Genomic DNA, 12,681 nt, shown 5'->3' on the forward strand with positions numbered 1-12,681 from the left:
CTTGTATGTAATGATTATGGCTCTTCAATGCGGATCATGATGGGTTTTTCCAGAATTGCAGGAAGGTCATAAATTGCTTTTAATGACTTTAATAAAGAACTTTCCCTGTTTTTATGAGTCACAAGTACGATAGGAACTGTATTTTCAGAATCAGTAGTCATATGATTTTTATGTTGCAACAGGCTTCGTAGGGAAACATTGTTTTCTTTAAAAATGGTTGCAATATCAGCCACAACACCTGGTTTATCCTCAACAATAAGACGTATATAATAGGCTTTGTTAAAATCCGAGTTGGGGACAAGTGTTGCGGGACGGAGTTCATTCCAGTCCGTTCCCCACATGGGTATTGTATTGCCTCTGGCGATATCGATGATATCAGCGCAAACAGCCGTGGCGGTTGGGCCTTCGCCAGCTCCGGCACCTTCAAGCATCAGATAACCTGAAAATTCGCCTTTTGTTCTGATGGCATTAATTACGCCATTAACTCGGGCCAAGGGAGAGGACTGAGGCAAAAGTGCGGGATGAACACGTAATTCCAGTTTGTTTTCTGAATGATATTGTGCCATACCCACCAATTTAATCGTGTAACCCAATTCTTGGGCATAATGGATATCATGTGGAGAGATGTTTCGAATTCCTTCAACAAAAATATCTTTGAAATTGAAAGTATACCCAAAACCAAGGCTTGCCAGAATGGCAAGTTTATGGGCGGCATCAAGTCCATCAATATCGGTGGATGGATCAGCTTCGGCATATCCAAGTTGCTGAGTTTCCTTTAGGATGTTTTCAAAACCTCGTCCAGTTCTTGTCATGGTGGTCAACATGTAGTTACAGGTTCCGTTTAAGATTCCGCCAATTTCAATCAGGCGATCTGCCGCTAAGGCTTCTTTGATGGTTTTAATAATGGGAATTCCACCTGCAACGGCAGCTTCAAAAAGTAATGGAACATTTTGACTGGCAGCCATTTTGGCAAGTTCGTTACCGTGCAGAGCAATCAGGGCCTTATTTGCTGTAACAACAGCTTTTTTATTTTTTATTGCTTCACAGACAAGTTCATAAGCCGCTCCATTTGCACCGCCGATCAATTCAACAACAACATCTATATCAGGATCAGTTGCAAGATCTAACGGATCTTCGTACCATTTAAAAGTTGTTAAATCAATATTTCGATTTTTATGGCGGTTTTTGGCATTCACGGCATGGATGCGGATCGGGCGTCCAGCACGGTTCGTTATAGTTTTTTGATTATTTTGCAATAATCGTAACACGCCAATTCCTACGGTTCCAAGACCAGCGATTCCAAGGTTTAAGGGTTTATTAACCGAAGGATTATCCATAAAATTTCTCCGAGCAAGATATATATTTTTTCTTAAATAAAGATAGTTGGGCTATTTAGAGTAAGCCTGCATGAAATGTTTTATTGAACGGCAGGCTTGTCTCAATCTTTGGGTATTTTCCACCAGACCAATTCGAACATGATCGTCACCATATTCACCAAAACCAAGACCAGGGGCGACAGCAACCTGGGCTTCCTTGAGAAGAAGTTTGGAAAATTCAACACTTCCCATTGATTTAAACTGTTCAGGAATGGGGGCCCATGCAAACATGGAGGCTTCAGGGGAAGGAACATTCCATCCAGCTGAATGCAATCCTTTGATTATGGTATCCCTTCTTTCTTTATATAGGGTCCGAATTTTTTCTACATAATCCTGGGGATTGTTCAGGGCTGCTGTTGCGGCAACTTGAACTGGTGTGAAGGCCCCATAATCTAAATACGATTTGATTCGGGTTAGTGCAGCAATCAGTTTTCTGTTACCGGCGGCAAAACCGATACGCCAGCCAGCCATTGAGTAGGTTTTAGACATGGAAGTAAATTCGACAGCGATATCTTTTGCTCCTGGTATTTCCAAAATGGAGGGTGGAGTTTTCTCACCAAAATAAATTTCAGCATAAGCCAAATCAGAGAGAATCCAGATTGATTCTTTTTTTGCAAACTGAACGAGCTCACGATAAAAATCCAGATCTGCCAAATAGGCGGTGGGATTTGAAGGAAAATTGACGATAAGGGCGGTGGGTTTCGGAATGGAATGTTTAACAGCACGATGCAGTGCTTCCAGCATATGTTCATCTGGTTTTGCAGGAATTGAGCGAATTGCAGCACCAGCGATAATAAATCCAAATTGATGAATGGGATAGGAAGGATTGGGAACGAGAATAGTATCTCCAGGACTGGTTATTGCAGAAGCCAGGTTTGCCAACCCTTCCTTTGATCCCAAGGTCACGATTGTTTCATGTTCAGGGTCAAGGGTGACATTAAAACGTCTTTGATAATAATTTGCGAGGGCTTTGCGTAGGCCGGCAATTCCACGACTGACGGAATAACCGTGGACACGGGGGGCAGAGGTTGTTTCAATTAATTTTTGGATAACATGTTCAGGGGGACGGCTATCTGGATTTCCCATACCCAGATCTATAATATCTTCTCCACGTGCTCGTGCGGCCTTTTTAGCGGCATTTACTTCAGCAAATACATAAGGTGGCAGGCGACGAATACGATGGAATTCTTCTGTCATGACATAGGCTCGTTTGAATAGAATAAATTGAAATTAAAAAAGAAAATACTAATTGTCCATACGAATCCGAACGCCGTGTCCAAATGCATAGGCCCGGATTACAATAGCGGATTCTGGTACATTATGGGCGATTAATAATTTTGCAACTGTTTTTGCACGTAGCAAGGCAAGTGAAACCGCCGCAGTTTGTGCATCGGGGTCAAGAGAGGTTGTATCACCATATCCGTGAACAAAAACGGTTCTGCCTTTTCTTTGCCAGGCAATATTATTTATTATATCTTCTTGTTTGGCATAAGGCGTGTCGGAATCAATCGGAAAACGTATAAGCGTTCCTGTTGGTTCCTTAAAGGATAAACCTGAAGGATGGGATGGAGGGGGAAGGTTGATGTCCGGTGGGACATCAAAATCAGGGAAGTGGGATGGAGGGGGAGGATTGACGGGAATAGAGGGAATCACAACATTTTGTTCATCAATTCTTGCCCTAAGTTCTGGCATAACCACGGGTTCGGTTTTATGGGATTCGACAGTCTCGACTGGTTTAACCGATTTTTCTTTTTGATTGATCGTGTTGTGAATATTCGAGTTCTGGTTTGGTTGAGGTGGCTCTCCTGCCGCATCAAAATTCGCAGAGGATGCGAGATTTTCCGCAGGTTGCATGTTGGTGTTCTGACCAGGTTGATTATTGACAGGTTTGGTTTGAACGGACGATTTTGCAGGTGGGTTATTCTGCTGTGCAGGTAATGGAGGAATATCAGGAATAATAATTGGGTTTTTTACATTTTGCCACTGTGTCTCATTTCTATCCTGTGAGAGAGAATCTGTGATTGCATTACGTAAATCTTGGGAGGGCAGAGGAGGGGAGGCTGTTGGTGTCAACCCTACATAGGGATATTTCTGATCATTTCCCGGAACAGGCAGCCTAGGTTGAGATACAATGCCGCCTTCTATATCATGATATGCGTTTACGGGGGCTTTAATAAACACAGATTGGGAGCATCCCCCCAGACAGAAGAGATTGAAAAATAAGATATATCGTAAAATTGGCTGCTGGATGGAAGACACTCTATCTAGACCCTTAATTTATAAAATAAAAACATATTTGATGAATTTTATAGTGTTTATAGGTTTTTTCTTAATACGCTATTTTGTTTCCATAATATAGAGAAATAATCTTTTCCCCCTGATTTATAAGATAAATTGCAGATCATAATACGTGTTGTTGTAAAAATGATAATTTTACAGGCATATATAAAAAACTGATCAGTGAATAAAAAAAATTTTCATTTATCAATGTAGGGTGTATAAAAAATAGAGTAAATAAAATAAAAATTGTTTTTTTGAAAAGATAATTTGAAGGAAGATATTGGTGAAGCTTATGCAGCTTTCAGATGGTGGACAAAAACATTTCAGTGATAGTGATCCAGATGATGAAGAGAAAAAGGAGGATAAAAATTTTCCTGAGGCTGGTGCAAATAATGAATTGGAAAATAAACTTTTCAAAGAACGTACAATTCTAATTTTTGGTGAAGTGAATGACAAGCTTGCAAGGGAAATAAGCGGGCGTTTGTTGGCCCTGGCTTATGAGTCGTCTAAGCCGATCAATATTTATGTCAATTCGCCTGGCGGTCATGTGGAAAGTGGTGATACAATTCATGATATGATCCGTTTTGTGGACAGCCATGCACCGATTAACATGATTGGTACAGGATGGGTCGCATCGGCAGGGGCCCTGATTTATGCCGCAGGACGTAAAGAACGACGTTTCTGTTTAGCCAATACACGTTTCTTATTGCATCAGCCAATGGGTGGGGTCAGAGGACCGGCGACGGACATTGATATCGAGGCCAGGGAAATTATAAAAATGCGTGAACGTTTGAATGCAATTTTTGCAAAAGAGACTGGACATTCTTATGATAAAATTGCCAAAGATACCGATAGAAATTATTGGATGTCTGCCCAGGAAGCCATCAAATATGGGCTTGTTAACCGTATCATCCATAAATTATCAGAACTGAAATGATTTAAAAAATTAATGATTTTAAAAGTAAGGAGTCGATTTGGAAATGTCTGACTTGGAAGCAATTTATACGCAATTACCTGAAGATTTACATACCTTGCCTCAGCCAAAATCAGATAAAGAGCTCGAGGAGATGAATTATCGAGTGCGCCATTGGATGAGTAATATTCCAGGCTCGATTAAAATCGGTAGTAAAGAACATAGGCAAATGGTATGTCAGATGTTCCGTGAGACTTTTAATCCTTACAGACCAACTTTTATGGACTGGCCAAAGCTTACCGATCAGGAAATTGATCGTTTAAAATCTTTGCCTATTTGGGATATCGCTGTGCAGACAGAGGGCAAGGCCCGTTTGAGGATGGCTGCCTATGTCAAAGAAATTGTGGATCCAGAATGGGCTGATGCCATTGCACGGAATGCTTGGGAGGAAAATCGTCATAAGGAAGTTCTTTCTGATTTGGTCAGGTTTTATGGTATCCCCCTTGCATCAGAGTCTCCTTATTCGGTTCCAAAAGATCCGGAATGGGCCTATTTGGTAACAGGATTTAGTGAATGTTGGGATAGTTTTTATGCCTTCGGTTTGTTTGCAATCGCAGAAAAGTCTGGATTTTTCACGAAAGAACTGATTGAAACCTTTGAGCCTGTTATGCAGGAAGAATGTCGCCATATCCTTCTATTTGCAAACTGGTTGGCTTGGCATCGTGCGAATTTGCCCTGGATAAAACGTATCTTGTTTGAACTAAAAGTTATCGCAGTCCATGCATTTTTGGTTTACGAACGGATCGGTTTGATTAAAACGATGGATGCAGAGGGGGAAGAGCATTTCCAAGATAATAATTTCACGATTAACGGAGTTGCTGAGCTGGGTAATGAAAAAACGACCCTTGCTGATTTTCTTCGCTTATGTCTTTCAGAAGATGATCGTCGTTTTTCTGGTTATGACCGTCGTTTATTACGTCCAGAAACAGCACCTTTTTTGACAAAAATGGCTCTTTGGCTTCTTCCTAAAAAGCTGCTTAATAAACAATTGGTTGGCTGAACGTTGGTCTGGGTTAATGCCTCATTATTTTAAGGAGGCATTAAAGTGTTACACAAAACTGCTTGGCGATATGACCCGATTTCAGGCTGTTGGGGACTTGACCCAAAAGTTTGAATTCATCGATATATTGGGCAACCTGCTCCCACAAGTTATCATTTATTATGGCCATATTTCTGTTTTCATTCAAAAACATTTTTAATATTTCTTCAGGTCTCATTTTCTGCCATTCATCAGTTAGGATTTGACTGGCTTCCTGAATATGCTGTGATTGCCATACGGAGGCATTTCGAATTGCTGTGGCAAGATATTTGAGTGCAAGTGGATTGGATTGTTGAAAATGATTTGAGATTCCCAAAACATAATTGATTCTTTGACTCCAGCTACCTGTCTGGCTCCCGGCAAGTTGGAACAATTTTTTATTGTTATGATGAAGAATTCGCCAGATAAAAGGGTCAGAGCCAATTAATGCCTGTATTTGACCTGATAAAAGAGCGGGAAGTAATTCATCTTTTTCCAGTTCAACCCATTTAACATTCAAATCCGGATTTATACCTTTACGTCTTAGAAGAATAGAAAAGAATAGTTTTTCTTTTTCGGAATGAGGTTGAATTCCAATGGATAGATTTGCCAAATCCATCAATCTTTGGATTTTTTGTTTATGTGTAACCAATAACCGAAAATCCCCACCATTTAAACCAATCATTAATTTCCCACCTTCAGAGCGGGATTTAAGAAGTTGTGGCAGCCAGTCCAGAATGGATAAAATAGCCGCATCACACTGATTGGTCTTGAGTAGATCGAAAATCTGGGTTTTATTTTTAATATTGGCAATGGGATCAAGGTTTATTTTGTAATGTTTCAGAAAACCTTTTGTCTGGGCAATGGTGAGAAGCTGGTTTTCTTCATTCTTTAGGTATGCAATACGAATCATTTGTGGTGAGATATCCTGAGGCATTATCTCGGGATCATGTTTGTTAATGGAATGATATAATCCCATTCCTGTTAAAGAGCCTATTGCCCCTATTCCAATCAGTAAATTACGGCGATTAAAAGATTTTTTTGTTTTATTTGAAAAAGGGGTCATAGAGCAAATTCTAGAAAATGAAAAAAATTGGATTTTATATAAAAAAACACTTTACCATTAATTTTAAATTAGGTATACAAAGTCTACCAAATGATCCCGAATAGCTCAGTTGGTAGAGCAAGCGACTGTTAATCGCTCGGTCGTAGGTTCGAGTCCTACTTCGGGAGCCATCTAATTTAAAAGATGTGCAAAAAATAAGTTGATAAATTATATCACCTAATAAATATCATTCTTGTAAAATTGGCTATTGTTCTTGATGTTAATAATTTGTAGCAGAGTCAATTGTCAAATCTGTTTAAAAGTTAGCCGATAATTAATAATGATACTATTATTAAATAGTATCATTGGGTTATTGAATGCAGTGGGCATGAATTTGTATTATTCATTAATGGATATATATGGATGTTAAATGAAGACCATAAATTTAAAATATATACCCATTTATTGAATCATTGAAAGTTATTGGTGCTCTGTAACATGTATAGACATTTCTATCATGTCTTTTGTCTTGGGTTTAATAATTTGCATTTGATTCAATAGTGTTCCAACCTCAAGGCACATCACTTGATTCCATAATGATGCAGGAAATTGATCTAAGGTTTTGGCTTGTTCTTTCCAAGGTGTCCATAACACGGCAGAATGTGAGAAAGGAGCTCGGATGATAATGTTTCTTTTCCATATAGGATCAATAATAGTTATTTCAGAGGGAACATCACTGTAAATTCGATCAACGGGACCAGTTAAATGGTGAAAGAATTTTTGTATGCCTGATTTCTGCTGACCCAATTCATTTTGTTCTGTATAGGTTAGATTTTCCAATCCATGAATATGGATATTACGGATATCACTGACATGGAAATAGTTATGTAAAGCCTGAGTTATGGCTATATCCTGGTTACTCTTGTTTTCAATATGAAGTTGTATGCTTAAAATCTCATTAAAACATATAATGAATTTCAATTCCGTTTCATGTGGCCATTCCGGAGTTAATGTTGGTGAGGTTTGTAGACTATTAATGATAATGATCCCTGATTTTGATGCATCGAGCTGATGATTTTTCCATTCAATGCAACGTGCAAAACCATGCGATAATGCGGGATGAGTTAGGCTATGCATATTTTGGACTATTGAAGGATTGGCTTTAAGATGACCGAACCAGGGCCAGCATAACGGGATGCCACTTCTTATGGCTTTGCCATCCTGATAGGTAGCCTTTGAATTTCCCCATAAAATATCCGGCTTTTTAAGAGATCCATAACGTATTATCTGAGCTCTTTTAGGAATATAATCGAGAAATCTGTCTAAAAAATGTAAACGTAAGGCTTCATAGGGACCATATTGAATTTTTTCAATTTTCATTTTCTTCCATTGAAATAATATTGATGATTAAAATGACCTACTTGCTACAAAAAAACAAATAAAACAATTTAGGTTTATAGTCCTAATAAATCTATAAGCCAAAACATATAATGGTTGTTTTTTAATGATGCAGAATTTGGGTGGAATAAATGAATAAAAGAAGTGATTTGATTCCATGTTGTAAAAATCGTGTCGTTTCGTCCAGTTTTGATTACTCCTTGAATTTTGGAAAAATAGATTTTCGTAAACATCCTGAATATTATCGCATTGGCAAGGGAGAGCAAGGAGTATTGCTGGTCGAGCCATACAAGTCAGAAATATTGCCGTATTGGCAATTTGCGACTGTTGAAAAGGCAAGGGAAAGCAGTGAAAGGATATATCAATTATTTTTGCAGTATTTGAAACAAGAAGATTTTGTTGGGGCTGATATGGCGCGTAAATTTCTGCAGATGGGTTATACGCGTGCCTGACGTTACGCTAATCATAAAGGTGGCAAAAAATATAATGGATTTGTTCCCAAAGATAAAAAGGGTTTGAGTGGATCTCATGGTAGACAGGAGTTACCCAAAGGTTTTGAGGATCCGATTAAGGCAAAAGCGGCATCAGTTTTTAAACAGAAATGGAAACAGGCAAGAGAACATTTAAAATATAAAAGTTTGAAAGAGAATTTTGTAAAAAAAGTTTCAAAAACAGCGGTCAATAATTAAGGTATTATAAAAGTTTTTGTTTTAAATAGGTGTGACAATATTTTTCAATTTGGCATAATCATGGTAATTATTTGGTAAAATTTTTTACTGTGATTAAATTCAGCTGCATGGCACAGCTCATGGAGGATAACATAATCAATGGCGATGGGATTTGCATTGGTTAGATGTTGATTTAAAATAATGATCCTATTATTTTTTTGAATATAACTACCCCATTGATTTTTCAATTTTTCAATTCGTAACAAAGGTGGTTTATTTTGCCAATCAATCCAACAAATTCTTGATTTTAAAAGGGAAAGACGTTCAGAAAAAACCTCTAAAGCCTCAAATTTATACCAGTTTTGAAGCATGCTATAGATTCTTGACGGAAAATTCTCTCGAACTGTTATTACAATATGATGATCAATTAACTGGATAGTTTGTGCCTGATTGGTTATTTTAAGAATTTTTAAAGGATAAAGGCATCCTAAATAAAGATGTTTTTCATGATTGATATACTGGTAATGGGATTCTTGAAATATAGGATTGGAGAAAATCCAGTTCTTATGATAATCCAGAATTTCATGAACACGCTGATGGGAAACAGATGGATGAGCCTTTATTTTGATAATTTTATCTGTAGTGATTTCAAGGGTAATTCTGTTCCTATTATGAGTTAAATGAAGCTGACAGTTAATTTTTGATTTTTATAAGAAAAATCAAAATGTTTGACAGGATAATCCAAAATAAAATAGATTTTGAAGGGGACAATTATATCATAATACAAGATGGCTGGGGTGGGAGGATTCGAACCTCCGCATGGCGGAATCAAAATCCGCTGCCTTACCGCTTGGCTACACCCCAAGGTTTGTTAAAGCATCTTTTAAAGGAGTTATTAGGTTTCGTAAAGAGGAAAAATAAAAAAATTTTAAAATTTATTGTTGGTTTCCATCTTTATCTGAATAATAGGAAGTATCCACTTGATTCTTCTTTTTTCCATTTTGATCTGTTACAGTTCTTTGAACACAATAACGAGCAAATTTTCCAGCTTTTTTAAAACTTTTATCTAATGAAGCCATGGTTTGGGATAAATCTGAGCTTTCATCTTTTAACCAGATACGCATATTTAGCGCCCAAATGGCTGTCAGTCCCTTTATACAAGCAATTCCACGTAGGCCGCTTGTGTTGATTTCCGCTGCTTCAGCTAGCCATTTCATACTGTTTTGAATGGCTATCTGTAGAAGAAATGCTAATGGAGGGTTAAGGGGTAAGGAATGAATTGCAGAAATCAATCCTTGTCGATATTGTTGGAACGTATCAAACCGTTCCATAAAAAGATCGAATAAATATTCAGGAACGGGTTGATGCTGGTAGGATTGTTTCAATGCAGCCTGATCGGCGAGACGGTTCAGATAAAGTAAAAGGGAGGATTTGCAAGGAAATAATTTTCGTGCCATATCAAGCGAAACATTACAGCGTCGTGCCGCGTCACTTAATGACATGGCGTTCCATCCTTGTTCTGCCGCCAGATCCATGGAATTTTTTAAAATACGGTGGCGTATTTCTTCATCAGACATCATCAATCTCCTATATTGCTTTTGTTATTTTATGAAGATAAAGCCCTGGAACGATCTGCAGCTGCCTGTAGGGCTTTAGAAAGAATATGGGGCCATGCATCGGGTTGAATTAGAACATTAACAGCTTGTTCTGTTATCCCGTTAGGGGTCGCAACATTTTTTCTTAGTGTTTCCGCCTCTTCCCGGGAATGATTCAATAATGCAGCAGAGCCAATCACGGTTTGTCTGGCTAAAAGACGTGCCAGGTCTTCTGACAATCCTTTCTCTTGTCCTATCTTTTGCAACAATTCCGCTAATAGGAATATATAGGCGGGCCCACATCCAGCAATTGCTGTGGCGATGTCAATTTCCTGTTCTGTATCAAGCCATGCGGTTTTACCAATGGCATTAAACAATCGTTCTGCAATTTGTTTTTGATCCGATTGCGTTTGGGAGTTGGCAATCATGCTGGTCATACCTAATCCTAATTCCGAAGGGGTATTAGGCATAACTCTGATAATAGACTGATGATCTCCGAATTGTTGTTGTAACCAGGCAAGCGTTTTCCCGCCAAGAACGGAAATAACAGGTATATTTTTACACCATGGTTTTAAATGGGGGATAAGTTCGGCAGCTTGATCCGGTTTGACGGCAAGTACAACAGCTTCTGGTTGAAACGTTTTTGGAACATCCTGAATAGTATGTGCCAATTGATGTGGAGTAACTAGATCGAAATCATGTCGATTAACAATGAAAGAATGATTCAAGCCTTTTTTTATCCAGCCTTTTAACATGGCTTTCCCCATATGCCCGCAGCCAATCATTAAAAGGGAGGGAAGTGATGACATAATGAATTCCTCGATCAATAGTGAATAAAATAGGATTGTTTCTTTGTATATGATTGTAAGAATTCTAACATAAAAATGTCCAAATAAAAATATTTGTACATTGTCAGAAAAACCATATGTATTTAACAAAAATTAGTATTAAATAATTAGTATAAATTTTAATATTTTATTTCATGAAAGAAAATTGTTCCATCATTTTTTTTAAGTTAAGTGCGTCCCAAGGCATGTGTTCTGCAAAAGTTATTCCGGCTATATCCGTTACGAGGGAAACATCCTGGATGATTTTGCTCAATTGGGGAATGGTCATTTCTCCTTTTACGTTATTAAAGGTTTGTGGTGAGATGGGATTATTTGAAAATTGCGAATAAAAAGATCGGGGATTAAGGACATCAACGTCCACATGTATTGCAAGATGCTCAAAATTGTTTTTTCTAATCCATGCCAAAATGGCTTGATTATCTGGGGTAAGATCGGGACTGGCAATGGTTTGCAATCCTAAATCATGTACAATTTTTTTTCATAGGCATTGTTATAATTATGAATGCCAATGATTAAAACCTGGTTGGCTTTAAAAGGTAATCTGACTTCATTTGCAAGATATGGATCACCTTTTCCCAATAAATTTCCCAAAACCATTGCATGTTCTCGATCAAAATGTTTGGAAGTGGAAATATCAGGATGGGAATCAATCCATAACAACCCTATTTTTCCGTTATAATGTCTATTGAGATAGGCAAAAGGCGCCTGGCTAACAATACAAGTACCGCCGAATGTAATAATCCGATCAGGTTCGTGTTCATCTATAATTTTTTGCGTTGCTTTTAATTGATGAATAATGACATCTTGCCAAACAACACCATTTTCCCTGGTTCTTTGTTGTTGATGATAAGGTTCAATGGGAACTTCAACAATCGGGGATGTATTATTTTGGGGAGCTAAGAAAGCTAACAGACGAGCTCCCAGGGGGTAGATCTCGCCGGAGGGTTGACTGTCATAATCTCCACTTTGCCATTCTGGAATTAGAAGTCTTAGGGTTTTGCAACGTTCAGTTTTATAAATCATAATTATTTTTCTTGTCTGAAAATTCAATGGAATTAAATTATTGAGCAAAAAGGAATTATGGATCAACAAGATAGCTAGAATTCAAGTTATTTTTGTACCGTTAGGCACGGGACGTTCCACGGTTGTAATAACGATTCCATCTTCTGTTTCAAAACCTGTTAGTAAGAATTGCGAACGAAAAGGACCAATTTGTTTTTCAGGAAAATTAATAATTCCTATAATTTGTTTATGAATCAAATCCTCGGGCTGGTAGAGTTTAACCAGTTGAGCGCTTGTTTTAAGCTTGCCATAGTGTCCAAAATCAACCCATATTTTATATGCAAGTTTACGGGCTTCAGGAAATTTTTCTATTTTTATAATGGTTCCAGTTACCATTAAAATTTTTTCAAAATCTTTCCATTCTATTAAATCCATCAATAAAATTTCCCTGGATTGATCAATATAAAAGGGGTTTGAA

General features: G+C 37.9%; 13 protein-coding genes, 2 tRNA genes and 1 pseudogene. 4 read left to right on the top strand and 12 right to left on the bottom strand.

The genetic code is table 11. The features are described from left to right. Positions 1-14: 14 nt before the first annotated feature. From H3T57_RS08465 to H3T57_RS08475, 3 genes are read right to left on the bottom strand one after another with little or no spacing between them, the layout of a single operon-like run. Complete coding sequence (locus H3T57_RS08465; RefSeq protein ID WP_198194055.1) at positions 15-1,337, bottom strand: homoserine dehydrogenase; 1,323 nt, start codon at positions 1,335-1,337, stop codon at positions 15-17. A 51-nt stretch (positions 1,338-1,388) separates the two neighbouring features. Then, positions 1,389-2,573, bottom strand: coding sequence for an LL-diaminopimelate aminotransferase (locus tag H3T57_RS08470; RefSeq protein ID WP_198194057.1), 1,185 nt, complete (start codon positions 2,571-2,573; stop codon positions 1,389-1,391). A 48-nt stretch (positions 2,574-2,621) separates the two neighbouring features. Continuing rightward, positions 2,622-3,635 carry an OmpA family protein gene (locus H3T57_RS08475; RefSeq protein WP_155568795.1) on the bottom strand — a complete coding sequence of 338 codons (1,014 nt, stop codon included), beginning with the start codon at positions 3,633-3,635 and terminating at the stop codon, positions 2,622-2,624. Between the two features lie 313 nt (positions 3,636-3,948). Between H3T57_RS08475 and H3T57_RS08480 the strand changes: the two genes are divergently transcribed. Both H3T57_RS08480 and H3T57_RS08485 read left to right on the top strand, forming a co-directional pair. Then, positions 3,949-4,593: an ATP-dependent Clp protease proteolytic subunit gene (locus H3T57_RS08480; protein ID WP_110439590.1), complete on the top strand. Its 645-nt coding sequence runs from the start codon at positions 3,949-3,951 to the stop codon at positions 4,591-4,593. Positions 4,594-4,636: 43 nt separating this feature from the next. Continuing rightward, positions 4,637-5,629 carry a ferritin-like domain-containing protein gene (locus tag H3T57_RS08485; RefSeq protein WP_110439556.1) on the top strand — a complete coding sequence of 331 codons (993 nt, stop codon included), beginning with the start codon at positions 4,637-4,639 and terminating at the stop codon, positions 5,627-5,629. 40 nt (positions 5,630-5,669) lie between these two features. Here the strand turns inward: H3T57_RS08485 and H3T57_RS08490 are convergent, their stop codons facing one another. Next, the gene (locus H3T57_RS08490) at positions 5,670-6,713 is read right to left on the bottom strand and encodes an ABC transporter substrate-binding protein (protein WP_198194059.1); all 1,044 of its coding nucleotides are present in this window, start codon (positions 6,711-6,713) and stop codon (positions 5,670-5,672) included. Between the two features lie 94 nt (positions 6,714-6,807). Between H3T57_RS08490 and H3T57_RS08495 the strand changes: the two genes are divergently transcribed. Further along, positions 6,808-6,883 (top strand) — tRNA-Asn (locus tag H3T57_RS08495). Between the two features lie 289 nt (positions 6,884-7,172). Here the strand turns inward: H3T57_RS08495 and H3T57_RS08500 are convergent. Next, entirely contained in the window at positions 7,173-8,072 is a 900-nt protein-coding gene (locus H3T57_RS08500) for a D-hexose-6-phosphate mutarotase (protein WP_198194061.1), read from the bottom strand. Between the two features lie 149 nt (positions 8,073-8,221). On the opposite strand from H3T57_RS08500, the pseudogene H3T57_RS09145 reads away from it, so the two are divergent. Next, positions 8,222-8,779 (top strand): annotated as a pseudogene (locus tag H3T57_RS09145) (DUF4385 domain-containing protein). A gap of 44 nt (positions 8,780-8,823) precedes the next feature. Here H3T57_RS09145 and H3T57_RS08515 read toward each other — a convergent pair. From H3T57_RS08515 to H3T57_RS08545, 7 genes are all read right to left on the bottom strand, one after another. Beyond that, the gene (locus H3T57_RS08515; protein WP_198194101.1) at positions 8,824-9,456 is read right to left on the bottom strand and encodes a YgjP-like metallopeptidase domain-containing protein; all 633 of its coding nucleotides are present in this window, start codon (positions 9,454-9,456) and stop codon (positions 8,824-8,826) included. Positions 9,457-9,547: 91 nt separating this feature from the next. Further along, positions 9,548-9,622 (bottom strand) — tRNA-Gln (locus H3T57_RS08520). Between the two features lie 71 nt (positions 9,623-9,693). Then, positions 9,694-10,338 (bottom strand): TetR/AcrR family transcriptional regulator, encoded by a 645-nt coding sequence (locus H3T57_RS08525; RefSeq protein ID WP_155567611.1) that lies wholly within the window; start codon positions 10,336-10,338, stop codon positions 9,694-9,696. A gap of 26 nt (positions 10,339-10,364) precedes the next feature. Next, a complete protein-coding gene (gene proC, locus H3T57_RS08530) occupies positions 10,365-11,162 on the bottom strand; it encodes a pyrroline-5-carboxylate reductase (RefSeq protein WP_198185551.1) in 798 nt (265 codons plus the stop codon). Positions 11,163-11,328: 166 nt separating this feature from the next. Beyond that, complete coding sequence (locus H3T57_RS08535; protein WP_198194065.1) at positions 11,329-11,655, bottom strand: hypothetical protein; 327 nt, start codon at positions 11,653-11,655, stop codon at positions 11,329-11,331. A gap of 2 nt (positions 11,656-11,657) precedes the next feature. After that, entirely contained in the window at positions 11,658-12,224 is a 567-nt protein-coding gene (locus H3T57_RS08540) for an arginase family protein (RefSeq protein WP_198194067.1), read from the bottom strand. A gap of 81 nt (positions 12,225-12,305) precedes the next feature. Next, positions 12,306-12,638 (bottom strand): tRNA-binding protein, encoded by a 333-nt coding sequence (locus H3T57_RS08545; protein WP_198194069.1) that lies wholly within the window; start codon positions 12,636-12,638, stop codon positions 12,306-12,308. Positions 12,639-12,681: the final 43 nt, after the last annotated feature.

The organism is Commensalibacter sp. W6292M3 (assembly GCF_016101315.1).
Classification (GTDB): Bacteria; Pseudomonadota; Alphaproteobacteria; order Acetobacterales; family Acetobacteraceae; genus Commensalibacter; species Commensalibacter melissae.